A 24,452-nucleotide genomic window follows, 5' to 3' on the forward strand; every position below is an offset into this window, starting at 1 on the left:
CTTCCCGTCGCTCCCGGACTCACACACTGAGGACAGTCAGATGACACCTCCTGCCAGAAACAGACGCCGTGTCCGCACACTGACCGCGACCCTGGCCGGCGCCGCCGGCACCCTCGGCATCACGGTCGCCCTGGTGGCCACCGGCACCCTGAGCGTGGCCCAGGGCCGCGTCGGCGAGGGCGCCAAGCAACTCGGCGATCCCGACTACGGGGTGTGCCGCGGCACCGACGCCCGCTGCTACCACGACTGGGGCAACTTCGACGCCTCCAAGGGCTACAAGGTCCTGCTGTACACCCACACCGCCGGACCGCGCCACGCCAACCTCGGCCCCGCCCTCGCCCCGGGCATGAACCCGCCCCTGACCGACGGCAACGTCGTCCAGAAGGCCCTGCTCAAGATGGGCGCGGAGAACGACTTCCAGGTCGACTACACCGAGGACGTCTCCCAACTCGCCTCCCCCGCCAACCTGTTCAAGTACAGCGCGGTCATCTTCTACTCCACCAGCCGGGACACCCTCGACGACGCAGCCCAGACATCACTGCGCCAGTACGTCCGCGGCGGAGGCGGCTTCGTGGGCGTCCACAACGCCTTCGGCACCGAGTACAACTGGCCTTGGTACGAGGGCCTGTTGGGCAACGCGAACTTCTACGACCACGGCCCCAACCAGCCCGGAACCGTGCGCACCGTCGACCGCAAGGACGCCTCCACCAAGGAGTTGCCGTCGTCGTGGTCGTTCTCGGACGAGTGGTACAACCTCGTACCCGCCCCGACCAAGGTGCGGGTCCTGGCCAAGGTCGACGAGAGCAGCCTGGCCAAGGGCGTGACCGGCAACTACAACCACCCCGGGCACGGCGACAACCACCCGGTCGCCTGGTGCCAGTACTACGACGGCGGCCGCGCGTGGCTGACCACACTGGGCCACGACGCCAAGGACTTCAGCACCGACGGCTCGTTCCCCGGCGCCCCCGAGTTCCAGAAGCTCCTGCTGGGCGGCATCGAGTCGGCCATGGGCAAGGCGCCCTTCTGCAAGTAGCCCCCGGCGACGCACATCCCGTACGCCGGCCGCCGCCCGACACGATCCGGGACGGCACCTCACCTCTCATCCCACTCATCCCGCTCATCCCGCGAAAGGCGGTCACCATGCAGGACCAGACCCTCCCCCAGCCCCCGGCCCAGGACAGGACCGACCCCAACACCGGCTGGCAGACACCCGACTTCACCGTCGTCGACACGGCGATGGAGATCACCGGGTACGCCCTGAGCACGAAGTAGGCGCACGCCGTGCTGCTGCGCGTCCTCGGAACAGCAGCAGGCGGCGGCCTGCCCCAGTGGAACTGCGCGTGCCCCGGCTGTGCCGGGGCACGCCTGGACCCCGCCCGCCGACGCCTGCACGACTCGCTCGCCTTTCACCGCGAGCCATCGGGCCCCTGGTTCCTCGCCAACGCCTCCCCGGACGTCGCCGAACAGCTGGAGAGCCACCCCGGCCTGCGGCCCGCCGCGGGCGAGGCACGCACGCCCGTGGTCCGCGTCGTCCTCACCGACGCCGAACTCGACCACACACTGGGCCTGTTGCGGCTGCGCGAGGCGGCAAGCATCGAGGTCTGGTGCACCGAACCCGTGCGCAAGGCCCTCGACCTCCGCCTCCCCCTCGACCGCATCCTCGCCCCGTACACCGAACTGGCCTGGCACCACCTGCCGTACGACGACGACACGACACCGGCCGTCGTCGCCGGACTCGAGGTCAGCGCCCTGCCCCTGTCCTCCAAGCGCCCGCGCTACGCGGCCGACGAGGCACCGCACCCCGCCTGGAGCGCGGCGCTGCGCGTACGCGACCCGGCCACCGGCCGCCGCGCGATCTACCTGCCGGCCCTTGCGGCGTGGAACCCGCGTCTCGACGACGAACTCGCGGATGCCGACTGCGTCCTGATCGACGGAACCTTCCTCGACGAGGACGAACCCCACCGCACCGGAGTCTCACAGCGCACCGCATCGGGCATGGGTCACCTGCCCGTACTGGGGGCCACCGGCACCGCGACACTGCTGCACCGCATCGGCGCACACACCCACTACACCCACCTCAACAACACCAATGTCCTGGCCGATCCCGCGGCGCCCGAGCGCGAACGCCTCGCCGCACTCGGCCTGCACGTCGCCGAGGACCGGATGGTGATTCCACTGTGACCAGCACCTTTGCCCCTGCGCACACATCGGCGGACCCACCGCCCGCGCCGCACACACCCTGGAGCGCGGAGGAACTGGAAGAGCGGCTGCGCCACTTGGCGACGTCCCGGTACCACGACCGCCACCCGTTCAACCAGCGCATGCACCGCGGTGACCTGAGCCCCGACGAACTGCGTACCTGGGTGGCGAACCGCTTCTACTACCAGTGCCACATCCCGATCAAGGACGCGTTCATCCTCGGCAAGCTGCCGTCCCCGGCCCACCGCCGCTCCTGGATCCGGCGCATCCAGGACCACGACGGGACGACGGACGCGGAAGGCGGAATCGAGCGCTGGCTGCGTCTCGGCGAGGCGGTGGGCCTCGACCGGAGCGAGCTCACCGAACACCGACGTCTGCTTCCGGGCGTACGCCTCGCCGTGGACGGCTACGTCAACTTCTGCCGGAACAAGAGCCCGCTCGAAGCGGTCGCCTCGTCCCTGACCGAGCTCTGCGCCCCCTCGATCATGCTCACCCGCCTCGAAACCTTCCCCCAGTACTACCCGTGGATCGCCACGGCGGGCCTGGACTACTTCGAACGCCGGGTGCCCCAGGGACGGCGCGACGGCAGCGAGGCCCTGACCTGGGTGAAGGAGTGGGCCCTCAGCCGGGAGCAGCAGGAACAGGCGCTGGCGGCGCTGTCGTTCAAATGCGATGTGCTGTGGAGCCTGCTCGACAGCGTGCAGCACGCCCCGCACGAGAGCCCGCGATGACCGCCCCGGCCTGGCGCCCTTCCCTGCCGCCGGGCGCACTGCTGCGACACGACACCGTACGCGAGGCACACGTCCTGCTCCTGCCCGAACGTGTGGTCGTCCTGCACGGTTCGGCGCCCGCCGTGCTCGAACTGTGCGACGGCCGGCGCACGTCTGATGACATCGTCGCGCTCCTCGCCGCACAACATCCCGGGCAGGTCGAGCAGTCGGACATCGTGCCCTTCCTCGACCGTCTCCGCGCACAGGGATGCCTCCAATGACCACACCCGCCCCGCCCTGGGCCCTGCTCGCCGAACTCACCCACGCCTGCCCGCTGCAGTGCGGCTACTGCTCCAACCCCCTTGAGCTGACGCGTCGTTCAACGGAACTGAGCACGGAGCAATGGGCACGCGTCTTCGACGAGGCCGCGCGGATGGGCGTCCTGCACACCCACCTCTCCGGCGGAGAACCACTGCTGCGCAAGGACCTCCGGCAACTCGTCCGGGCAGCCGTCGACGCCGGCCTCTACACCCAACTCGTCACCAGTGGTGTCGGGCTCACGGACGCCCGCCTCGACGAGCTCACATCCTCCGGCCTGCACAGTGTGCAGCTGTCCGTCCAGCACTCCGAGCCACGCGCGTCCAACGAGCTCGCCGGCCGCGACTCCTTCGCCGACAAGCGGGCCGCTGCCCGCCGCATCAAGGACCACGGACTGCCGCTCGGCCTCAACGTCGTCCTGCACCGGCACAACCTCGACGCCCTGGACTCGATCCTCGAACTCGCCCTGTCCTGGAACGCGGACCGCATCGAACTGGCCAACACCCAGTTCTACGGCTGGGGCCTGCTCAACCGCGCCGCCCTCATGCCCACACACCACCAACTCACCCGAGCCACCGAGGTCGTGGCACGCTGGCGCGAGCGCGCGGACACATCACTGGACATCACGTGGGTGGAACCGGACTACTTCACGGGGAAACCCAAGCCGTGCATGGGCGGCTGGGGCAAGGTGTCCCTCACCGTCACCCCCGACGGAACCGTCCTGCCCTGCCCCGCCGCCGCTTCCCTCCCCGACCTCGACGCACCGAACGTGTGCGACCGGCCCTTGCGGCAGATCTGGAACGACTCCCCCGCGTTCAACCGCTTTCGCGGCACGGACTGGATGCAGTCCCCGTGCCGCTCCTGCGACCGACGTGACACCGACTTCGGCGGCTGCCGCTGCCAGGCGTTCGCTCTGACGGGAGACGCGTCACGTACGGACCCCGCCTGCACGCTGGCCCCCGACCACGCCATCATCACCTCGCTCAGCGCAACCACCACCACGAACGTCTCACTCGTGCCGCGTCGGCCGTCGCACGGACGGGCCGGACCGCGAACGCGGTGATCTCCGAGGGTGGTGTCCTTGTCAGCTCATCGGCAGGTCAACCAGTCACATGACGACCGTCAGAGGGTGAGGACGAGCTTGCCCTGGAGGTGACCGTCGTCGAGGAGTCGGTGCGCGTCGGCGACACGCTCGAACGGGAACGTCTCCTGCACGTGGACGCGGAGCCTGCCCTGTTCAACGAGGTCGACGAGGCCTCGCAGGGCGACCGGGTCGGGGTCGACCGCGATGCCGGTGAAGCGCATGCCGGCCGCCTCGTACCTGGCGGCGAGCCTGGTGTCCTCGTCGGCGACCGCCGTCACCAAATGACCGCCCGGCCGGAGCACCGCGAGCGACCGCTCGACGGTGTCGCCGCCGAGCGTGTCGAGCACGACGTCGATGTCACGGACCCTCTCGGTGAAGTCGACCGTGGTGTAGTCGATCACTTCGTCGGCGCCCAGCCCCTCGACGAACTCCCGCTTACTCCCGCTCGCGGTCGTGATCACGTACGCGCCGAGTGCCTTCGCGATCTGGATCGCGACGTGGCCGACCCCGCCACCCCCGCCGTGGACCAGGACACGGGCGCCCTCCGACACCTCGCCGAGGTCCACGAGCCCCTGCCACGCCGTAAGACCGACGACTGGCAACGCCGACGCCTCGACGTGCGAGAGCGACGCCGGCTTGCGTGCGAGGTGCAACGCCGGCGCCGACACGAACTCGGCATACGCGCTCGCCGCCCGCGGGAACAGCGGCATCCCGAACACCTCGTCGCCCCGCTTGAACCGCCCCGTCTGCGCCACCTCGACCACGCCGCTGATGTCCCAGCCGAGGACGAACGGCGGCCGGCCCATCAAAGGGAACTCACCGGCGCGCAGCCGCGCCTCCAGCGGATTCAGCCCGATCGCCTTGACGCGGACGACGACCTCGGTCGGCAGAGGCGTGGGCTCGGGCGCGTCCACGATGGTGAGCACCTCGGGGCCTCCGAGCTCCTGCTGGGTGATGACTCGCATGACTCTCCTGGTCTTCTTGAGGGAGAGCATCCAGGCTAGGTTTCCGATAGGTACCAGCAGGTACCTTGGGCACCATGAGCGGTTTCGGTCCCGGTGATCCCTTTCTCGCCGACTGCCCGGCGAGGCTGGCCGTCGAGTTGATCGCCGACAAGTGGACGGTGGTCGTGCTGGCCGGCCTCAGCAAGGGGCCGGTGCGCCATGGCGAGCTGGTCGAGCTGATCGGCGGCATCTCCCGGAAGGTGCTCACCCAGACGCTCCGACGACTCGAGGCACACGGCCTCATCCGCCGCCACGCCTACGCCGAGGCACCGCCTCGCGTCGAGTACGAGCTCACCCCGCTCGGGACGACACTGATCGACCCGATCCACGCGCTGACCGAGTGGGCGAGGGCGAACGGGGACGCGGTGCTGGATGCGCTCGACGCCAATGCCGGGCGGGTCACCGACAGAGGGTGAAGTCGTAAGGCGCGTGTGAGATGTGGTCACAGTGCTTGCCGTATCTGGGCGAGTTGGACGGTGGCCGCGTAGCGCACGGCCAACTTGTCGTAGCGAGTCGCGCTGCCGCGAGCCTGTCTCACCAGGCCGGTCCGGTTCTCGACGACGTGCCTGGCCTGGTACTTCTGCGGCCTGCCGCACGACGCCGGTGTCCGGCCTGGTCCGGCTGCTCCAGGATGGTGTACGAGATCTTCCGCACCCGCTCGGCAGGAGCGGCTCCATAGATGATCGAAACTCACCAACTGCCCTGAAGGAGCAGCAAGAACCCCGGGTCAGGATTCGCCACGGTGGTCACATTGGCCACCACGACCACCAGCGCGCCCACAGCCGGTACTGCCGGCAGCAGGCAGTACCACCGGCGCCTGCTCCGACGCCAGGCCACCACGGACAGGCCTATGAGCACGGCTGCCAGGAGCCCGGACAGTGCGCCCTTCACCACGTGCCATCGCACGTACTGGTCGAGCATCACGTGCAGCGCGGGCGAGATCGGGCCGTGTGCGAGCTGGTCCCGGGCCTGGGCCAGATCGGCGGTCACACCGGCGTCGGCGGGGTGGGAGGCCAGAAGCGGTAGCAGCGTGCCGAACGGCGAGACGAACCCCTGGACGTTCAAGATCAGCAGTGCTGCCGCCGCAAGCGCGAGCGCCCCGAGCGGCAGTCGCAACCGCCGGAGCCGGATGGCCAGTGCGACCAGCACCGCGAGCAGCGGCAGGGCTATCGCCGCCCGTACCAGGTGATAGCCGAACTGCTGGTCGACAAGGTGCTGGAGGCCGGCCGGGAATCCCCGTCCGCCGCCCGAGGACCAGTACGCCGCAAAGGCGCGCGGGAAGTCGTCGAACGGGCCGGGGAAGAACAGCGGCGGCGCCAGGAAGAACGCGACAGCCAGCAGCAGGGCCATGGCCGGCAGCCCGGCGTTCCGCCTCCTGGCGTGGGTGGTACTCAAAGGTGTCTCCTCGTCGGATCGGCCGCACGGCGCCGGGGGGCGGGCACGGTGCGCCCCAGCTAAGCGGCCGTCGGCAACCGCCGACAGCCCGCTGGCCCTACATGTGGGGTAGGCCTGGCACTACTCGCCGGCGGCCGTGCCCGGACCTACCGCGGGCACGCGGGCCAGCCGCGCGGCCCGCGCTGGGAAAAGTAGGGCTGGCCCTACCGCAGGACTCGCCCCAGCGCCCTGGCCCGGCCCGGCCGGGTACGCCTAGCCTGGGCCCATGACCTCGGCCGATACCCTGCTCAGGGCTATGAAGAGGCCCCGGTTCCTGGTCTCGGTGTGGCCATGGCGCGGGGTGGTGTACGCCGCGACGTCGGCGGTGGTGTCGGGCCTGGTCTGGCTCGTGCTGATCTGTCTGCTCGCTCCCCTGCTGCTCGCCGTGGCGGTACTCGTCAACGAGGGGATCGACACGGGCTGGTATGCGCTGGCCGCGACCGCGCTCGGTCTGCTCGGCGTCAGCCTCCTCGCGCTGGTGGGGCCGTGGCTGGCCCTCACGGTGGCGGCCGTTGAGCGGTGGCGGTTGCGGATGGCCGACGACCGGCCGGTCGTGTCGCGGCGCAACAACGGCGTCTACACCGATCCGGCTGCCTGGCGGGCGGTGGCGTACCTGCTCCTGCTGGCTGTGCTCGCGCCGCTGTGGCTGGGGGTACTGGGGGTCGCCGGCCTGGTAGTGGTCTCCACACCGATTGCGGTGCACCATCAGCTGGCGGCCGCGGCACCGGTGGGCGGCGTGGTCTGGCGGGCGGTTCTGGGAGTGCTGCTCCTCCCGGCGGTGCCGTACCTGACCGCGCTGTTCAGTGGTGCGCATGCCGGGCTCGCCCGGTTGCTGCTGTGCGCCGAGCCGGACTCGGCCGCGGCCGAACTGGTCGAGGTGGCACGGTCGCGGACGCGGCTGGCGGACGCGTTCGACGCCGAACGCCACCGGATCGAGCGGGACCTGCACGACATCGCCCAGCAGCGTTTGGTAAGCCTGACCATGCAACTCGGTCTGGCCAAGCTGGACCTGCCGGCCGACTCTCCGGCGAAAGCGCCGGTGGCCCTGGCGCACGAACACGCCAAGGCGTTGATGGTCGAACTGCGGGATCTGATCCGGGGGATCAGCCCGCGCACACTCCGTGAGCTGGGGCTGCGCGCCGCGATCGAGGAACTGGCCGCGGGCAGCCACCTGGACGTTGAAGTGGACGCCGACCCGGATCGCTTCCCGCCAGGGGTGGAGACGGTCGCGTTCGCGGCGGTGTCGGAGGCACTGGCCAACGCGGTCAAGCATGCGGCCGCCGGTGAGGCCGCGGTGACCGTCCGGCGTTCGGGCGGCATACTGACGGTGCAGGTGCGTGACGACGGACGCGGCGGGGCGGATCCGTCGGGGGGTACGGGCCTGACCGGTCTCGCCGACCGCACGGCGGCGGCCGGGGGCCGACTGCTGATCTCCAGCCCGGTCGGAGGGCCGACGATCGTGCGGGTGGAGCTGCCGTGCACGTGGTGATCGCCGAGGACTCGGTCCTGCTCCGCGAGGGGCTGATCGGACTGCTGCCCCGGTTCGGTTTCGAGGTTGTAGCCGCGGTCGGAGACGCCGACGCGCTGGTCACGGCCGTACAGCAGACCAGGCCCGACCTGGTGGTCACCGACGTGCGCATGCCACCCGGGTTCGCCGACGAGGGCCTGCGCGCCGCGGTGGCGTTGCGCGACGCCGACCCTGGCCTGGCGGTGGTGGCGCTGAGCCAGTATGTGCAGCACAGCTACGCCGCCGAACTCCTCGCCTCAGGCCAGGGACGGGCCATCGGATACCTGCTCAAGGACAGGGTGGGCGACGTCGCCGAGTTCGCGGAGATGCTGCGGCGGGTGGCTGTCGGCGGTACGGTCGTCGACCCCGAGGTAGTGCGGCAGTTGATGCAGCGGCAGCGCGACCCGCTCCGTCACCTGTCGCCTCGGGAGCGCGAGGTGCTGGCGTTGATCGCCGAGGGACACTCGAACGCGGCGATCGCCCGCATCCTCACCCTGACCGAAGCCGGTGTGGGCAAACACATCGGCAGCCTGCTGGCCAAGCTGAACCTGCCGGTCAGCAACGACACCAACCGACGTGTCCAGGCCGTTCTCACGTACCTGAGAGGCCGACCATGATCGTCGGGCCGCAAGCCGGCCCCCTCCGCCAGGCGTGTCGCCCTCCCCTCGCTCGCCCGACGACGAGCTCGCGCCACCTCTACGCATTTGGTAACTCTCCCCCCGGCAACGACACCATGGCGGCTCACCTCAGCCTCCCGGCGGCGCCACAGTGCCCTCCAGCGCGTATCCGCATGGCAGCAAGATCTGCCGCTCGTAGTCGCCGACCGGGTCCGTCAGGAGCGAGGTCAGCAGGCGTACGGCGCGCGTACCCATCGCGTGGCGTGGGATGCGCATCGACGCCCAAGTGCCAGGGCCGGCCTCCCCCGGGCTGTGGTCGACGAGCAGGACGATCGAGACGTCCCCCGGAACGGAGAGGTTCCGCAGTCCGGCGATCGCCTGCAGGACCGTGAGCAGGCGCACCGATTCGACCAGGATGGCCGTGGCGCCATTGGCCAGGGCGTCGTCGAGCCACTGCGCTGCGAGCTGCTGCGGCTGCACGTACTCCGGCTTCGGCACAGTCAGGCCAAACCGGTCGAGGGCGGACGAGAAGCCGTCCCACCGGTCCGTCTGCGGTTCGTGGCGCTCTTCCTCGCCCACGTAGGCGAACGTGCGGTGGCCCATGGCGACGAGGTCGTCGACGATCCGCCCGGTGGCGGAGCGGTAGTCGCCGCCGACGTAGGCGATCTCGACGCCCGGCACCTCACGTCGTCCGATGTAGACGAAAGGGTGCCCGTCGGCGCTCAGGCGTGCCAGGTCGTCGAGGTGCGCGTGGTGGCCGAGGAGAAGGCTGCCGGCGGCCTGGCCGAGACCGTTGACCTCGTCGCGGTAGATGCGGCGCACACCGCCCTCGTGCCGTGCGGCCGTGAACAGGACGAGGTTGCAGCCCTCGACGCTCGCCTGCTCCTCGATGCCCCGCAGGAACTCGAAGTAGTAGTCGCGGGCGCTGGTCGGGAAGATCGGCTCGAAGGTGTGCACACCCAGCAGCAGTGGTGCCCCACGTATCTCGGTGACCTGGCGCTCCTTGCCGCTCGGCCGGTACCGCAGGCGCTTGGCCGCGCTGATGACCCGGGCCTGCGTCTCGGCGCTGATCCGCGTGATGTCGCCACTGCCGCGCAGCACCTGCGACACCGTGGACTGCGATACCCCTGCCTCCCTCGCGATGTCCGCCTGCCGCGGGGAATTTCTGCTCATGCCACTCCTGCTCGTCGCACATCGCTCTCGTACGCGCCCGTGGTGTCCGGCGGCCAGGACAGGATCGCGCCCGTGGCCGACAACGCCTCGCGCAGTGTCTCGTACTCCACGTCCCGTACGCTCGCGCCCTGTTCGGCGGCAAGACCGGCGGCCGCCCCAGCGGCCTCGCCCAGCATCATGAACACCGGCTCCATGCGCACTGAGGAGAAGGCTACGTGAGAGGCCGAAATGGCCGATGCGACAAGGAGGTTGGCGCAGACACCGGGCGGTGGGACGAGTGCGCGGTACGGGACGCCGAAGGGCATCGCGAGCGGATGCTGGACGTTGCCCTCGTTGCAGGGGCGGCCGTCGACGACGACGCGCTTGGCGTTGTGCGAGTCCATCACGTACGAGGCGAGCGCGACCGGGTCCTCGGGGTGCAGCAGACCCGACGCGTCGTGCTGGGTGATGACGTAGGCGCCGACCATGCGGCGGGCCTCGCGGATGTAGAGCTGGTGGGGCCAGTGCGCGGTGTGCGTGAACTCGGCTGGTGCCAGGCCGAATTGGCGGGTACGGGCACGGATACTCTCGGGCAGGCGCCTGTCGTTGGCGAGGAAGTGCAGCAGGCCCGCGTGATAGCGCACATGGTCGGTGAAGATCCGCTCCCGTTCGGCGTAGCCGGCGGCTGCAGCGGCCGACTGTTGTGCCTCGGACGCGGCGGCGTCGATACGCACCGCCTCCGGCCAGCCGTAGTTGGCGCCGATGTGGTCGGAGGAGAAGGCGCCGTGGTTGTTCATGTCGTACACGTCGCGGTGGATGGGTGTGGTGCGCCCGTACAGCTCGTAGCCGCCGGCGTCGACGTAGCGGCGCAGCAGTTCGTAGCGGCCCGGGTCGTAGCCGTCGGGCTCGGGGTACGGAATGCGGTCGGCCGAATTCGTCACGTGCAGACGGAAGTTGTAGGCCTGGATGCGCCGGTCGCCCGCGCCGACGGGGCCGTACGGGTCCCCGCTGACGCCGGGAAGCAGCCCGCTGTCGGGTCGGCCCGGCACGATGTACGGGTCGACGGGCAGCACGAACTGGTGGTTCTCGCTGGGCTGCACGCCGGCCTGCGGCTCGTCGTAGACGTCGGACGCCTCGCGGCCGGTCGTGTAGGGCACCCCGGCGGCGGCCATCAAGTCGCCCTCGTAGGCAGCGTCGACGTACACCCTCGCGTAGTGCCGGGCTCCGTCGTCCGTGCGCAGTTCGGTGATCCGGCCGTCATGCAGGGTGACGCCGCTGAGGTGCTGGCGGTGCAGGACCCGTACGCCCGCTTCGACGAGCCGGCGCCGGTAGATACGTTCGGCGACGTGCGACTCGACGGTCCAGTGCGGGTCAGGGGCGGCGTACTCGGCGGCGACGTCCGCGTAGAAGTCACGGGCCAGGCCCCCGATTGCGCGGGCGTTGCCGACATCGGTCTCCCCCAGGCCGCCCGCGGTCATGCCGCCGACGTGGTCGTCGAAGGCGAGCAACGTCACGCGGTGCCCGTCGCGGGCCGCACGGACGGCGGCGACGACTCCGCCGGATGTCGCGCCGTACACGAGCACATCGGATCGAGTCTCCAGGTGTGTCGGCGGAAGGGCGGTCTCGTGGTGGCGCAGTCCGGGCAGCGCTGGTGCTCCTGTCATGACTGGTGTTTCTAGCAGCATGAGCAACGGCTCGGTATGGCTAATATTTGCTAATCTATGAATGCCAAATCGTCACCTCCGTAAGGCGCGTTGAGGCGTTGACACTCCCCGAAGGCTCCGCTGTAACGTGACGGCAATCTTCGCGCAGGGCCGGGATCCGCCAACTCCGCTAATTTCTTCAGCACTTCTTCAGCGGCCCGGACGGCTCCCGCGCGACGCTAATCCATGGACTGGGGAGCGGACGAGTATGGGCAAGACGACCGATCTGGAGACCGAACTCCTTGTCGTCGGCGGCGGCCTCGGAGGTGTGGCGGCGGCGCTGACGGCAGCACGGCTCGGCCGGCGGGTCGTCCTCACCGAGGAGACGGACTGGCTGGGCGGTCAGCTCACGGCGCAGGCCGTGCCGTCCGACGAGCACCCGTGGATCGAGACGGAGCACATCTCGCCCGGATACCGCGAACTGCGCGAGCGCGCCCGCGACTACTACCGGCGCAACTACCCGCTGACACCGGATGCGTTGAAGGACCCGACTCTCAATCCGGGCCTCGGCAACGTCAGCAAGGTCTGCCACGAGCCGCGCGTCGGCGTCGCCGTCATCGACGAGATGCTGGCCCGCTACGTCTCCGCGGGCCGCATCACCGTCCTGTACGGGCAGACGCCGGTCGCCGCGGCCACCGACGGCGACCGCGTCACCGCCGTCACGCTCAAGGACCGCCGCGACGGCACCATGCGCACCGTCACCGCCCGCTACACCGCCGACGCCACCGAACTCGGCGACCTGCTCGAACTCGCCGACGTGGAGCACGTCATCGGCGCCGAGTCGCAGGACGACACCGGTGAGCCCTTCGCCGCGCCCGAGGCCGACTGGACCGACCAGCAGGCCATCACCTGGTGCTTCCCTCTCGAATACCGTCCTGGCGAGGACCACACCGTCGACAAGCCCGCCTCGTACGACCACTGGAAGACCCACGTCGACGACTTCTGGCCGGGTCCGCAGCTGTCCTGGATGAAGATCGACATCCATACGAACGCCGGCCGGGAGAACCGGATCTTCGAGGGCGACATGGACGCCGTCCGTCTTCCCGACCTGTGGCATTTCCGCCGCATCCGAGCCCGCTCGCAGTTCGACCCGCGACTCGTCGACACCGACATCTCGCTGGTCAACTGGCCCAACACCGACTACTGGGAGGCGCCGCTCGTCGGCCCCGGCATCGACGAGGCCGCCCGTGCCACCGCGCTCCAGCGCTGCAAGGAGCTGTCACTCTCCTACCTGCACTGGATGCAGACCGAGGCGCCGCGCCACGACGACGGTCACGGCTACCCGGGCCTGAAGCTGCGCCCCGACCTGACGGGCACCGACGACGGTCTCGCCAAGTCCGTGTACATCCGCGAGTCCCGGCGCATCAAGGCCCGCTTTACCGTCCTTGAGCAACACGTCGCCGCCGTGGACCGGCCTGAGGGAGAGGGCGCCGAGCAGTTCGCCGACGCGGTCGGCATCGGCCACTACAACATCGACCTGCATCCCAGCACCGCGGGCGTCAACTACGTGAACCTGGAGTGCTACCCGTTCCAGATCCCGCTGGGCGCGCTGATCCCCGTACGCATGCGCAATCTGCTGCCCGCGTGCAAGAACATCGGCACCACGCACATCACCAACGGCTGCTACCGGCTGCACCCCGTCGAGTGGTCCATCGGCGAGGCGGTCGGCGCGCTCGCCGCGTACTGCATATCCGAGGACACCGAGCCGCACGCCGTGGCCGACGAGCCGCGCCTGACCGAGGACTACCAGCGGCTCCTCACGCAGACCCTCGAGATCTCGATCGCCTGGCCCGAGGACATCCGCCGCACCCGCCCCTCGCAGACCGTCAAGAACGCGACGCCCCTGCTCGCGCTGCCCGACCGGCGCGTCAAGTCGGGAGCAGGGGACGGCCGATGAGCACGCAGACCCGTCCCGTCGCGCCCGAACCCGTCGACGTCGTCATCTACGGCGCCACCCTCGCCGGCATCATGGCCGCGCTGCGGTTGCGGCTGCGCGGCCTGAGCAGTGTCGTCCTGGAACCGACCGGGCACGTCGGCGGCATCGTCGCGGGCGGCCTGGTCAAGACCGACACCCCGAACACCCCGGAGGCGATGGGCGGCCTCACACTGACCCGCTTCTTCCACGCCATCGGCGCGCACTACGGGCAGGGCGACGCGATCGACGGACCCACCTACCGCTTCGAGCCGAAGGTCGCCGAACGCGTCGCCCTCGACCTGCTCGCTCAGGCCGGCGCCACCGTCCACACCCACCACCGCCTGCACGGCCCGGCGGACGTCGAGGTCACCGGGCGCCGCATCAGCGCCGTGCGCACCACGGCCGGCTGGCAGCGGGCCACGTTCTTCATCGACGCCTCGTACGAGGGTGACCTGATGGCCGCCGCCGGAGTGCCGTACGCCGTGGGACGCGAGTCGCGCGGCACGTACGACGAGCCGCTGGCCGGCTTCCAGCCGCACCTGGCCTACCGCCGTCCCGGCTTCGCGCCGCTCACCGGCCATCCGGTCGGGGCGGACCCCAAGCTCCCGGCGGGCGAGGGCGACGAGAAGACCCAGGCGTACAACTTCCGCGGCGTGCTGTCGGTGCGCGAGGACCGCTTGCCGTTCCCCAAGCCCGAGGGCTACGACCCGGCGCCCTACGCCTATCTGCGCCGCCTGCTCGAACAGCGGGGCGTGGGGGGCCTGTCGTCCATCGTCACGCACACCGCGCTGCTGCCCGAGGGCAAGTACCAGACGAACCAGGCACTGTTCTTCGGCTTCGACCTCCCCGGGGTCAACTGGGACTACCCGGACGGCTCGTGGGCCCGCCGCGACGAGATCATCGCGGAGCAGGTGCGCTGGCACCAGGGAATGCTGTACTGGTTCGCCAACGACCCGTCGCTGCCCGAGGAGTTCCGCTCCGACGCGTGCCGGTTCGGGCTTCCGCCGGACGAGTTCCCCGACAGTCCGCACGGCCAGGGCTTCCCGCACGCGCTGTACATCCGCGAGGCGCGCCGCCTCGTCGGCGCCCACGTACTCACCCAGCACGACCTGCTGAAGCCGGGCAACACCAAGGCCACGCCCGTGTGCTGTTGGAAGTACGGCATGGACAGCCACCTCGTGCAGTACTACCCGGACCCGGAGGACGACGGCACCGTCATCGGTGAGGGCACGCTCAGCGGCACCTCGCAGAACCCGCCCGTCGACCTGTACCAGCTGCCCGCGGAGATGCTCTTCCCGGCCCGCGGCGGCGTCGAGAACCTCACCGTGCCGCTGTGCTTCTCCGCCAGCCACGTCGGCTACACCTCGCCGCGCATGGAGCCCAACTACGGGATGCTCGGCGAGGCCGCCGGTGAACTCGCCGCACAAGCCGTGCGGTTGGGGCGGCCAGTGCAGGACTACGACTACCCGTCCCTCGCCGCCGCGCTGCGCGAACACGGCAGTGTGCTCAGCCTGCCCGGACTGGAGTGAACCGCGCATGTTGCCTCTGACACTCGCCCTGTCCGGCGCGGATCCGACCGGCTTCCAGCCCGGACCGCTCAACGCCTCGACCGGGTGGCGGGACCACACCGTCACCGCGGACTTCACGCTCGACGCACCCGCGGCCGGGGCGGGCCGTGTGCTGCGCCTCGACTTCACCGCCGGGCACGGCCCCTGCCCCGACCTGGCCGTCGTCCTGGACGGCACGCATCGCGGCTTCTTCCACCCGGCGGTGCACCGCGACGACCGGACCGAGGTGTACCGCCACGGCCCGATCGCCGGCGACGTGCGCCTGGACATCCCTCTGCCCGCCGCCTGGCTGGCGGCCGGAGACCACCGGCTCACCCTCACGACGACCCTCGACGAGGCGGCCGCCACCGGCCCCGTCTCACCGGAAGGTGATGAACTACCGGCACACCGACCCCAGTTCGGCAACCACTTCGGCAGCGGACTCACGTGGCACGCTGTCACGCTGCTGGCGGACGGGGACGCGTCGGGCGCCGACACATCTCCCCCTCGCACCCACCCAAGGGTAGCCACGCCCGGTGACAGCGCCGCCGCCCCGGCGACCGTACAGCTCACCGCCACCCCGCTGTACGTCACCGCGCCCGAAGGCGGCCTCGCCGAGCTGCTCGAACTCACCGTCTCCGTACCGGCGGGCGGCACTCTCCCCGCCAAGGCCGACGTACACCTCGCCGGCCGCCGGCACATACTGGACCTGACGCGCGAGGACCGCGACTTCGGAGACGTACGAGTGCGGTTCCCAGTACCGGAGTTCACCGGGGCCGAGCCCGCCGCCGTCACCGTCGACGGCGGCCCCGAGCACGACTTCGATCTGCGCCCCGCCCGCAAGTGGACCCTGCACCTGATCCCGCACGTGCACCTCGACGTGGGCTACACCGACGTACAGGGCAAGGTCCTTGAACTGCACAGCCGCAATCTGGACCGGGCCGTGGCCGCCCTCGACCGCGAGGACGGCTTCGCGTTCTCCGTCGACGGCTCACTCGTCGTCGACCAGTACCTGGCGACCCGCTCCCCGCAGCGCGCCGAGCGCGTCCTCGCTGCCTTGCGCTCAAGGCGCCTCTCGGTCAACGCCTTCCACAGCCTCTTCCTCTCCGGCACCGCGAGCCTGGAAGAGATCTACCGGGCCGCGTACGCGGCCGCGCGCCTGCGCGACGACCACAACATCCCCGTCGAGTACGCCAACCTGACCGACGTCCCCTCCTACAGTGCCGCCCTCCCGTCGATCCTCAAGGCGCTGGGGATCGACGCGTTCATCGGCATCGAGAATCACCATCGCGGCGGCAACGCCGACAGCGACGCCCAGCACCTCGCGAGCCCCGTGCTGTGGGAGGGCGTGGACGGCAGCCGCGTCCTCACCCATTTCTCCGACACGTACTCACAGTTGAGGTTCATGGTGGGCGACCCGCAGACGGTGCCCGGAGGGGCACACGCCTTCTGCCGGCTCCTCGCCCGCTACGACCGCCCCGACTACCTGCCGCACGACCTGGCCGTCATCGGGACCCACGCCGACAACGAGGACCTCGCCGACGGCGACGCGGGGTTCGCGCAGCGGTGGAACGCGCGCTACGCCTACCCCAGACTCGCCGTGTCCACGATGGCCGACTACCTGGCCGCCGTGCGGCCGCTGGCCGACCGGCTGCCCGTCTGGCGCGGGGACGGCGGCAGCTACTGGGAGGACGGCGTCGGCACCGGCGCCACCGTCACCGCCGAACACCGCCGCGTACAGGCCGAGTTGCCGGCCGCCGAGGGGCTTGCCGCACTCGTCGCCCACACCGACCCCGGATACCGGCCGCACCGCGCCGCCCTCGACGCGGCATGGGAGGGGGCGCTCTTCGGCTGTGAGCACACGTGGACCTGGGCCCACGGCAACGCCCACCCGCACGGCGAACAGGTCGGCGACCAACTCGACTGGAAGCGCCACCAGGTGCACACCGCCCACCGATCCGCCCTCGACGAGACCCGGCGCGCGCTCAGCCAGCTCGGTGAGGCGGTCACCACCGACGGGCCCACGCTTCTCGTGCACAATCCGCTGGCCTGGCCGCGCGCCGTCGACGCGGAGGTGGAGACCCTGCACGGCGCCCCGCTCGGGGACGACGGCCGCCCGCTGGCCGCCGAGGTGCTCGGCGAGTGCAACGGGCTGCGCAGGCTGCGGGTGACCGTCCCCGACGTGCCGGGGTTCGGCTACCGGGCGCTGCCGCTGGGCGCCGCGCGCACGCTGGCGCCGGGCGAGGAGGACGGCAGCGCCGCCACCGGCGCGGACGACGCCGACGGGCAGTGGCAACCGGTGCCCGCCACACTGACCACCGAACGCTGGCAGGTCGGCCTCGACCCGGCCACCGGCGCCCTCATCGCGTTGACCCACCGGGAGTCAGGTCGCCAACTCCTGGAAGAGGGCCGGCAACTGGGTCGTGTGCTGTACGTCCTGAACGGGCCCGAGGACCTCACCCGCGGCGCGGCGCCCGAGCACTCCGGCGCCGCGCACCACCATCCCCCGGCCCCACGCAGCACCCTGTTCGGACGGCGGCCCTTGAAGGACGCCCCCGAGCTGACCGTGACCGCCGCCCGCATGCGGCCGATCGGACTGCGCCGCACCTACGACGGCTGGCGGATCCGCACCGTCGGCAGCGCCCCCAGCATGCCCCGCGTCGAGGTCGACGTGCTGCTGCGCGACCACAGCGACCGCGTCGACGTCACCGTGCACCTCGACAAGGAACGCGTCCTCGGCAAGGAATCCGTCTACGTCGCCTTCCCGTTCGCCGCCGGCCGGCCCCGCTTCCGCTACGACCGGCAGCAGGGTTGGATCGACCCGGCCACCGACCACGCGCCCGGCGCCTGCCACGACTGGTTCACCACGCAGTACGGCGTGGTGCTCGAGGACGCCGACGGCGGCGCGGTCGCCTGGACCTCGGCGGACGCCCCGCTGTTCACCGCCTCAGACCTGTGGCGCGGCGAATGGCACGAGCGGTTCGAACCCCGCTCCGGAGCCCTGTATTCCTGGGTGCTCAACAACTACTGGCCCACCAACACCCCGCCGGAGCAGGACGGGACGCTGCACCTGCGGTACGCGTTCCAGCCGCTGGCGGCATTCGACCCGGTCGCGGCGGGCCGGTTGGGGCGCGAGGTACGGGCCGCGCACGCCGCGACCGAGATCGGCTGGCTCGACAAGTTCGAGCACGGCCCGCGCCCACTGCCGCCGACCGGGACGCTGCTCGACCTCGGCCTGCCCGACACCGTGCACGCCACCGTTGCCGCGCCCCGCACCACGTCCGGGCTGCTGCTGCGGCTGCAGAACCTAGGCGGCGAGCAGTGCCGCGTCAACCTGCGCCACCCGGCGGGTCCAGGTGCCGCCGCGGTGCGGTGCCTGGCCGACGAACGCCCCCTCAGCGAGCTCACCGCCGACGCCGACGGCCGCATCGCCGTCGACCTCGGCCCCTGGCAAGTCGTGTCCCTGATCCTGCGCGCTCCCACCGGGACCGTGCCGTCTCCCGAAGGGGAGTGACCCCGTGACCACGAACGTGAACACGACCAGCACACCTCGCGTCGACCGCCGCCGGTTCCTCAGCCTGAGCGCCGGCGCCGCGACCGCCGTCGCCGCCTCAGGGCTGCTCACCGCGTGCGGCGGCAGCACCGGCGCGGACACCCAGAAGGGCGGCGCGGGCAGCGTCAGGTTCCCTGCCTACAAGGCCGCCACCCCCGTCAAACCCGCCCTGCCTGCCACCGCCGACGGGGTCATGGCCGGGTTCTACGACTACCCCGCCGACCCGGTGCGGGCATTCTCCGCGCCACCCGGAAAGGGCCTGGACAGCATCACGGCGATGACGAGCATCGTGACCCAGGTACCGCCCGGCGTCGGCTCGAACACTTACTGGCAGGCGCTGAACAAGCAGCTCGGCGCCGACCTCAAGCTCACGATGGCTCGAGACGTCGATTACCCCGCCAAGCTGTCCACCGTCATCTCCGGCGGCGACCTGCCCGACATGATGCTGATATCGGCGAAGCTCTCCCATCGCGCCGACGTGCTGACCCGGACCTGCGCCGACCTCAGCGAGTTCGTCTCCGGCTCGGCCATCAAGGAGTTCCCCTTCCTGGCGAACATCCCGCACGACGCCTGGCTGTCCACCGCGTACGGCGGTGGCATCTACGCCATCCCGATCCCGCGCGCCGTCGTCGGCACCATCATGTTCGCGCGCACCGACCTCATCCGTAAGCACGGCCTCGATCCCTCGCCCTCGAGCTACGCCGAGTTCGCGAAGCTCGCCAAGGACGTCAGCGACGACAAGGCCCACCGCTGGGCGTTCGGCTCCGCCAAGTACGCCGTCACATTCATCGGCAACACGCTGGGGGTACCCAACGGGTGGCGCGAGAAGGGCGGCCGCTTCACCTCCGAGTACGAGACCGAGCAGCGTAAGGAGGCGCTCGCCCGCGCTGCCGAGCTCGCGAAGGCGGGCACCTTCCATCCCGACGCCATGGGCAACAAGCTGCAGATCCGCGACCTGTTCGGCAACGGCACTCTCGTCTTCAACTCCGACGGCTACGCCGCCTGGGACCTGCTCGCCGACACGTACGGCATCGAGGTCGGCACCCTGGCCGCCCCCAAGTACGACGGCGGCGGCGTCGCGGGGCACCGCGCGGGAGCAACCTCGTACGGGATCACCGCGTTCAAGAAGGCCGACAAGAAGCGCGTACGCCAACTGCTCAAGGTCTGCGACTGGCTCGCGTCGCCGCTCGGCACCCGTGAGTACATGTTCCGCAGGTTCGGCGTCGAGGGCACCCACTACACGATGAAGGACGGCAGGCCCGCACCCACCAAGACGGGCAAGGCCGAGGTGGCGCTGCCGCTCGAGTACATCGCCGCGTCGCCGCACGTGCTCGGCCCCGGCGACCACGACCGGGTCGACGCGCAGCGCGCCTACCAGGAGAAGGTCGTGCCCTCCATCGTGCGCAACCCGTCCGAGGGCCTGTACTCGCCGACGGCCGTCGACAAGGCCGGCGAGATGGGCAAGGTCATCGACCAGGCGGAGCTCGATATCGTCTTCGGTCGCAAGCCCGTGAGCAGCTGGGACGAGACCGTCAAGGAGTGGCGCAGGGCGGGCGGCGACGCGGCGCGCCGCGAGTACGAGAAGGCGTTCGCGGCCCGGAACTGAAGCTCCGGCCGTACCGAAACATCACCGTTCGACGAGAGGGGTGGAGACAGCGGTGTCCTCCTCCAGTAAGACCATGGGGTCCGGAAGAACCCTGCGGCACCGGTTCGTACGCGACCGGTTCCTGCTCCTTCTGGGCCTGCCCGGGCTGCTGCTCGTGCTGCTGTTCCACTACCTCCCGCTCGCGGGCAACATCATCGCGTTCAAGGACTACCGGCCGTATCTGACGATCTGGGAGGCGCCCTGGACGGGCTTCGAGAACTTCCGGGTCATCTTCGAGGGCGACCCGGAATTCCTGAACGCACTCGGCAACACCCTCATCATCTCGCTCCTGCAGATCGTGGTGATCTTCCCGATCCCGATCGCCCTCGCGCTGCTGCTCAACAGCCTGCTGTCCGAACGCCTGCGGCGGATCGCCCAGTCGGTTCTCTACCTGCCGCACTTCATGTCGTGGGTCGTCGTCGTCGCACTGTTCCAGCATCTGCTCGGCAACGCGGGCATGTACAACACGTGGGCCCGCAGCCATGACCTCCCGCTGCTGCACCTGGTCGGCAACCCGGACCTGTTCCTGACACTGGTCACCTCGCAGGCTGTCTGGAAGGACGCCGGCTGGGGCACGATCATCTTCCTCGCGGCGATCTCCCGAGTGGACACCGAGCTGTTCGAGGCGGTCGCGGTCGACGGCGGCGGGCGGCTGCGCCAGCTGTGGCATGTCACCCTGCCCGCCATCCGCTCGGTCATCGTGCTGCTGCTCATCCTCAAGCTCGGTGACGTGCTCACGGTGGGTTTCGAGCAGATCGTCCTGCAGCAGGACGCGGTGGGCAAGGACGCCTCCGAAGTGCTCGATACGTACGTGTACAACCGCGGCATCGTCGACGGCGACTTCGGGATGGCCGCCGCCGTCGGCCTCGTCAAGGGACTCATCAGTCTGATCCTCGTGGTCGGCGCCAACAAGATCGCGCACCTTTTCGGTGAGAGGGGGATCTACTCCCGATGGTGACCACCCACACCACGGCCGTACGCCCGGTGCCCGCCGAGCCACCGGCCCAGAGCGCCCCCGGACGCCGGCGCCGTCTCGTCAACGGAGCCCCGGTCCCCCACACGGCGATGCGCGGCATCAAGGGCCTTGTGCTGCTGGCCTGTTGCGCCCTCGTCGCCGTCCCGTTCATCGCGGTCCTCGCGACCTCACTCGCCGACAAGAACCAGATCGCGAAGGCGGGCGGCTACGTCCTGTGGCCGACCCATCCGACGTTCGACGCGTACGCGGCGGTCTTCCGCGGCGGCGTCGTCACCCGCGCCACCCTCGTGTCCATCGGCATCACCCTCATCGGGTCCCTGCTCTCGGTGGCGGTCACGTCCCTGCTCGCGTATGCGCTCTCGCGCCCCGGCAGCTTCGGGCAGCGGCCGATGCTCATCATGGTGCTGCTCACCATGCTGTTCAACGCGGGCATGATCCCCAACTATCTGCTGATCAAGCAACTGGGACTGATCGACTCCTGGTGGGCGCTGATCCTGCCGCCCATGGTCTCCGCCTTCCAAGTCATCATCGTGCGGGCGTTCTTCATGGAGGTGCCGCAAGAGATCATCGACGCGGCGCGCATCGACGGGGCCGGCGAGCTGCAGATCCTCACGCGCATCATGCTGCCGCTGTCGAAGGCCGTCCTCGCGGTCGTCGTACTGTTCCAGGCGGTGTCGTACTGGAGCGCGTTCTTCAACGCGATGCTCTACCTCAACTCCGCCGACAAGTGGCCGCTGCAGCTGGTGCTGCGCACCTACGTCGTCGACGACACCAACCTCAGTACCGGCCTGCCCCCCGAGGCGCTCCCACCCCACCAGTCGCTCCAGATGGCGATCCTCGTCATCTCGCTCGTCCCGATCCTGCTCGTCTACCCGTTCCTGCAACGGCACTTCGCCAAGGGCGTGGTCGTCGGCGCCGTCAAGGGCTGACACCGCCGTCCGCCGAGGAGGCACCGATCATGGACCAGGCACCGCTTCAGACACAGGGCACCGTACGCCGCCGTGCCCTGGCCACACTCGGCCTTGCCGGGCTGACGGCCGCCGCCACCGGCGCGACCACCGGCACCGCACACGCAGAACCCGCCGCCGATGCTTCGGGCGGGGTGAGCGGCGTCGAGGAACTGCGTACGAGACCCGGCGCGAGCAATGGAGAGCAACTTCACCTGCTCGGCTACAGACAGGAGTCTCCCGGCATCGGCGGCGGCCCTGTCTACTGGGACGCCGACAGCACACAGGACGACAACGGCGGCACGGTGTTCGCCGTCGCAGGCACCGCCACCGGCCGGTGGAAGCGACCGCACGCCGCGCACGTCGACCTGGCCTGGTTCGGCTGCGACGGCAGCGGCGAGCACGACGACGCGTCGCGTGTGCAGGCGGCCGTGGACAGCCTTCCGGCGGGAGGGGTGGTGGAGGCGGGCCCCGGCAAGTTCCGCCTGGAGCACACCATCGAGGTCACATCGGTTCCGATCACCTTCGTCGGCACCGGCCCCACCGACAACGACGACTACGCCACCCAGTACGTCGTGGCCACCGGCGACAAAGACGGGTTCCTGCTGCAGGGCGTGCACGGCGGCGGCATGCGCGACCTCGTGGTCCGCGGCGACGGCCTCACCGGCGGCAGCCTGGTCGCCACCCGCGCCCCGGAGGGCGAACGCAACTACATGGTGTCGTACGCCAACTGCCGCTTCAAGAACGGCTACAACGGCATGACGCTGCGGTCCTGCAACACGATCCGCTTCCGCAACTGCGTGTGGAACGGCTTCAACGGCAGCCACGTCATCCTGCTCAACGGCGAGAGCAACACCTCCCGCGCCGACCCCGTCGAGTTCGTCCAGTGCGGCATCGCCGCGGGCACCGGCAACGAGGGCGTCGACAACGTGGTCGTGGACGGCCTCGGCGGCTCCCTCAAGTTCCTCGCCTGCGCGCTCCTCTTCGGCCGCCACGGTCTCTGGCTCAAGAACACCACCGGCGGCTCGTACCCGAAGTTCGTCTACTTCGAGAGCGGCGGCTTCGAGAACGGCCACGGCTACCCGGTGCTCCTGGACGCGGGCGCCCAGGCCCAGTTCGCCAACGTCTACATCTCCTCCGACAGCGAACTCGACAACGTACGCATCAACAAGTCGTTCACCGGCACCGCCACCTTCACGGGGTGCATCATCCGCGGCTGCGGCCGCAACGGCATCGACACGGCCTCCACCCGTGTCACCGTCACGGGCTGCGTCATCGGCAACAACGGCCGCACCGCCCACCCGGACTTCGCGCGCACCCTCGCCGGCATCACCCGCGGCCCCGACGGCAAGGTCCGCGTCACCACGTCCGACGCGCACGGCTGGGAGAGCGACGACCGGGTGACCGTCAGCGGCGTCACGGGCACGACCGAGGCCAACGGCACCTGGCGAGTCACCGTCGTCGACGCCACACACTTCGACCTCCCGGTCGACCACGCGCACACCTATAGCGGCGGCGGCAGCGCCTACCGGCACGGCGCCGGACTGAACATCCGCGCGGACGCCTCCCGCACGACCGTCGTCGGCAACGAGATCGGCGCCCTTGCCGACGGAGTCAACCGCCAGGACTACGGCATCGTGTGCGACGCCGTCGACGTCCTGGCCGCCGACAACGACCTCCAAGGCAACGAAAAGGGGCCGTACCTCCTCACCGGCAAGGCGGACGCCCGAACCCGCTTCACCGGCAACAAGGGGATGGAGCAGATCGACGGCTGGCTCGTCGCCACCGTCAACGGCCGGGTCACGGACGGCTCGTACGACTTCGGCAACCTGCTCTACGCGGCCGGCCAGCGCATCCGCATCGTCAGGGCCACACACAAACTGGCCTCCGGTACCTGCTCGCTGCGCCTGCACACCGACGGCGACACGGTCGACGGCGACCCGCTGCCGGTGACCGACACCGTCCGACACACCACACTCGCCACACCCATGTCCATAGACGCCCTGGAACGGCCGGTCCGGGTGACCGCAAGGGTGTCGGACGCGGCGGGGGCCACCGGTCTGGAGGTGCAGTTCGGGTACCAGGTCGTGGGGTGAACGCTGGTGCCGGTCAGTTGTCGCACCGCTGCCGCTGACTGACGC

General features: G+C 70.2%; 20 protein-coding genes. 16 read left to right on the forward strand and 4 right to left on the reverse strand.

Translation table 11 applies throughout. The features are described from left to right. The first annotated feature begins 40 nt into the window (after window positions 1-40). The 6 genes from ACP4E5_RS08510 (at window position 41) to pqqE (ending at window position 4,290) form a co-directional block, all read left to right on the forward strand. A complete protein-coding gene (locus ACP4E5_RS08510; RefSeq protein ID WP_425826546.1) occupies window positions 41-1,033 on the forward strand; it encodes a ThuA domain-containing protein in 993 nt (330 codons plus the stop codon). Between the two features lie 107 nt (window positions 1,034-1,140). Next, entirely contained in the window at window positions 1,141-1,272 is a 132-nt protein-coding gene (gene pqqA / locus ACP4E5_RS08515) for a pyrroloquinoline quinone precursor peptide PqqA (protein ID WP_425826548.1), read from the forward strand. A 9-nt stretch (window positions 1,273-1,281) separates the two neighbouring features. Further along, entirely contained in the window at window positions 1,282-2,181 is a 900-nt protein-coding gene (gene pqqB, locus ACP4E5_RS08520; RefSeq protein WP_425826550.1) for a pyrroloquinoline quinone biosynthesis protein PqqB, read from the forward strand. Then, complete coding sequence (gene pqqC, locus ACP4E5_RS08525; RefSeq protein WP_425826552.1) at window positions 2,178-2,930, forward strand: pyrroloquinoline-quinone synthase PqqC; 753 nt, start codon at window positions 2,178-2,180, stop codon at window positions 2,928-2,930. Before pqqB ends, pqqC begins: the two co-directional genes overlap by 4 nt. Further along, window positions 2,927-3,190, forward strand: coding sequence for a pyrroloquinoline quinone biosynthesis peptide chaperone PqqD (pqqD, locus tag ACP4E5_RS08530; protein WP_425826554.1), 264 nt, complete (start codon window positions 2,927-2,929; stop codon window positions 3,188-3,190). The genes pqqC and pqqD overlap by 4 nt, the downstream gene beginning before the upstream one ends. After that, the gene (gene pqqE, locus ACP4E5_RS08535) at window positions 3,187-4,290 is read left to right on the forward strand and encodes a pyrroloquinoline quinone biosynthesis protein PqqE (RefSeq protein WP_425826556.1); all 1,104 of its coding nucleotides are present in this window, start codon (window positions 3,187-3,189) and stop codon (window positions 4,288-4,290) included. The genes pqqD and pqqE overlap by 4 nt, the downstream gene beginning before the upstream one ends. 59 nt (window positions 4,291-4,349) lie before the next feature. Here pqqE and ACP4E5_RS08540 read toward each other — a convergent pair whose 3' ends face one another. Continuing rightward, on the reverse strand, window positions 4,350-5,276 hold the full coding sequence (locus tag ACP4E5_RS08540) for an NADP-dependent oxidoreductase (protein WP_425826558.1): 927 nt from the start codon (window positions 5,274-5,276) through the stop codon (window positions 4,350-4,352). 74 nt (window positions 5,277-5,350) lie between these two features. On the opposite strand from ACP4E5_RS08540, the gene ACP4E5_RS08545 reads away from it, so the two are divergent. Then, window positions 5,351-5,731, forward strand: coding sequence for a winged helix-turn-helix transcriptional regulator (locus tag ACP4E5_RS08545; RefSeq protein WP_425826560.1), 381 nt, complete (start codon window positions 5,351-5,353; stop codon window positions 5,729-5,731). 274 nt (window positions 5,732-6,005) lie between these two features. Here the strand turns inward: ACP4E5_RS08545 and ACP4E5_RS08550 are convergent, their stop codons facing one another. Continuing rightward, window positions 6,006-6,710, reverse strand: coding sequence for a hypothetical protein (locus ACP4E5_RS08550; RefSeq protein ID WP_425826562.1), 705 nt, complete (start codon window positions 6,708-6,710; stop codon window positions 6,006-6,008). A 265-nt stretch (window positions 6,711-6,975) separates the two neighbouring features. Between ACP4E5_RS08550 and ACP4E5_RS08555 the strand changes: the two genes are divergently transcribed. Both ACP4E5_RS08555 and ACP4E5_RS08560 read left to right on the forward strand, forming a co-directional pair. Next, a complete protein-coding gene (locus ACP4E5_RS08555) occupies window positions 6,976-8,238 on the forward strand; it encodes a sensor histidine kinase (protein ID WP_425826564.1) in 1,263 nt (420 codons plus the stop codon). Beyond that, a complete protein-coding gene (locus ACP4E5_RS08560) occupies window positions 8,235-8,873 on the forward strand; it encodes a response regulator (protein WP_425841146.1) in 639 nt (212 codons plus the stop codon). Before ACP4E5_RS08555 ends, ACP4E5_RS08560 begins: the two co-directional genes overlap by 4 nt. Before the next feature lie 129 nt (window positions 8,874-9,002). On the opposite strand, the gene ACP4E5_RS08565 is transcribed toward ACP4E5_RS08560, so the two are convergent. Both ACP4E5_RS08565 and ACP4E5_RS08570 read right to left on the reverse strand, forming a co-directional pair. Further along, window positions 9,003-10,046 (reverse strand): LacI family DNA-binding transcriptional regulator, encoded by a 1,044-nt coding sequence (locus ACP4E5_RS08565; protein ID WP_425826566.1) that lies wholly within the window; start codon window positions 10,044-10,046, stop codon window positions 9,003-9,005. Further along, on the reverse strand, window positions 10,043-11,689 hold the full coding sequence (locus ACP4E5_RS08570) for an FAD-dependent oxidoreductase (RefSeq protein ID WP_425826568.1): 1,647 nt from the start codon (window positions 11,687-11,689) through the stop codon (window positions 10,043-10,045). The genes ACP4E5_RS08565 and ACP4E5_RS08570 overlap by 4 nt, the downstream gene beginning before the upstream one ends. Before the next feature lie 247 nt (window positions 11,690-11,936). On the opposite strand from ACP4E5_RS08570, the gene ACP4E5_RS08575 reads away from it, so the two are divergent. From ACP4E5_RS08575 to ACP4E5_RS08605, 7 genes are all read left to right on the forward strand, one after another. Beyond that, window positions 11,937-13,625 carry an FAD-dependent oxidoreductase gene (locus tag ACP4E5_RS08575; protein ID WP_425826570.1) on the forward strand — a complete coding sequence of 563 codons (1,689 nt, stop codon included), beginning with the start codon at window positions 11,937-11,939 and terminating at the stop codon, window positions 13,623-13,625. After that, window positions 13,622-15,172, forward strand: coding sequence for an FAD-dependent oxidoreductase (locus ACP4E5_RS08580; protein WP_425826572.1), 1,551 nt, complete (start codon window positions 13,622-13,624; stop codon window positions 15,170-15,172). Before ACP4E5_RS08575 ends, ACP4E5_RS08580 begins: the two co-directional genes overlap by 4 nt. Window positions 15,173-15,179: 7 nt before the next feature. After that, window positions 15,180-18,704 (forward strand): glycoside hydrolase family 38 N-terminal domain-containing protein, encoded by a 3,525-nt coding sequence (locus ACP4E5_RS08585; RefSeq protein WP_425826574.1) that lies wholly within the window; start codon window positions 15,180-15,182, stop codon window positions 18,702-18,704. Between the two features lie 4 nt (window positions 18,705-18,708). Continuing rightward, window positions 18,709-20,349, forward strand: coding sequence for an extracellular solute-binding protein (locus ACP4E5_RS08590; RefSeq protein WP_425826576.1), 1,641 nt, complete (start codon window positions 18,709-18,711; stop codon window positions 20,347-20,349). 73 nt (window positions 20,350-20,422) lie between these two features. Beyond that, window positions 20,423-21,346, forward strand: coding sequence for an ABC transporter permease (locus tag ACP4E5_RS08595; protein ID WP_425826578.1), 924 nt, complete (start codon window positions 20,423-20,425; stop codon window positions 21,344-21,346). After that, on the forward strand, window positions 21,340-22,293 hold the full coding sequence (locus ACP4E5_RS08600) for a carbohydrate ABC transporter permease (RefSeq protein WP_425826580.1): 954 nt from the start codon (window positions 21,340-21,342) through the stop codon (window positions 22,291-22,293). Before ACP4E5_RS08595 ends, ACP4E5_RS08600 begins: the two co-directional genes overlap by 7 nt. A gap of 29 nt (window positions 22,294-22,322) precedes the next feature. After that, window positions 22,323-24,407, forward strand: coding sequence for a right-handed parallel beta-helix repeat-containing protein (locus ACP4E5_RS08605; RefSeq protein ID WP_425826582.1), 2,085 nt, complete (start codon window positions 22,323-22,325; stop codon window positions 24,405-24,407). The last annotated feature ends 45 nt before the right edge of the window (window positions 24,408-24,452 follow it).

Origin of the sequence: Streptomyces fractus (genome assembly GCF_049844455.1) — a bacterium.
Classification (GTDB): domain Bacteria; phylum Actinomycetota; class Actinomycetes; order Streptomycetales; family Streptomycetaceae; genus Streptomyces; species Streptomyces fractus.

What these genes read in the sequence shown, in the direction of transcription:
- ACP4E5_RS08510 (WP_425826546.1), top strand. Translation starts at nt 41, where the DNA reads ATGACACCTCCTGCCAGAAACAGACGCCGTGTCCGCACACTGACCGCG.
- pqqA (WP_425826548.1), top strand. Translation starts at nt 1,141, where the DNA reads ATGCAGGACCAGACCCTCCCCCAGCCCCCGGCCCAGGACAGGACCGAC.
- pqqD (WP_425826554.1), top strand. Translation starts at nt 2,927, where the DNA reads ATGACCGCCCCGGCCTGGCGCCCTTCCCTGCCGCCGGGCGCACTGCTG.
- pqqE (WP_425826556.1), top strand. Translation starts at nt 3,187, where the DNA reads ATGACCACACCCGCCCCGCCCTGGGCCCTGCTCGCCGAACTCACCCAC.
- ACP4E5_RS08540 (WP_425826558.1), bottom strand. Translation starts at nt 5,276, where the DNA reads ATGCGAGTCATCACCCAGCAGGAGCTCGGAGGCCCCGAGGTGCTCACC.
- ACP4E5_RS08545 (WP_425826560.1), top strand. Translation starts at nt 5,351, where the DNA reads ATGAGCGGTTTCGGTCCCGGTGATCCCTTTCTCGCCGACTGCCCGGCG.
- ACP4E5_RS08555 (WP_425826564.1), top strand. Translation starts at nt 6,976, where the DNA reads ATGACCTCGGCCGATACCCTGCTCAGGGCTATGAAGAGGCCCCGGTTC.
- ACP4E5_RS08565 (WP_425826566.1), bottom strand. Translation starts at nt 10,046, where the DNA reads ATGAGCAGAAATTCCCCGCGGCAGGCGGACATCGCGAGGGAGGCAGGG.
- ACP4E5_RS08570 (WP_425826568.1), bottom strand. Translation starts at nt 11,689, where the DNA reads ATGACAGGAGCACCAGCGCTGCCCGGACTGCGCCACCACGAGACCGCC.
- ACP4E5_RS08575 (WP_425826570.1), top strand. Translation starts at nt 11,937, where the DNA reads ATGGGCAAGACGACCGATCTGGAGACCGAACTCCTTGTCGTCGGCGGC.
- ACP4E5_RS08580 (WP_425826572.1), top strand. Translation starts at nt 13,622, where the DNA reads ATGAGCACGCAGACCCGTCCCGTCGCGCCCGAACCCGTCGACGTCGTC.
- ACP4E5_RS08585 (WP_425826574.1), top strand. Translation starts at nt 15,180, where the DNA reads ATGTTGCCTCTGACACTCGCCCTGTCCGGCGCGGATCCGACCGGCTTC.
- ACP4E5_RS08595 (WP_425826578.1), top strand. Translation starts at nt 20,423, where the DNA reads ATGGGGTCCGGAAGAACCCTGCGGCACCGGTTCGTACGCGACCGGTTC.
- ACP4E5_RS08600 (WP_425826580.1), top strand. Translation starts at nt 21,340, where the DNA reads ATGGTGACCACCCACACCACGGCCGTACGCCCGGTGCCCGCCGAGCCA.
- ACP4E5_RS08605 (WP_425826582.1), top strand. Translation starts at nt 22,323, where the DNA reads ATGGACCAGGCACCGCTTCAGACACAGGGCACCGTACGCCGCCGTGCC.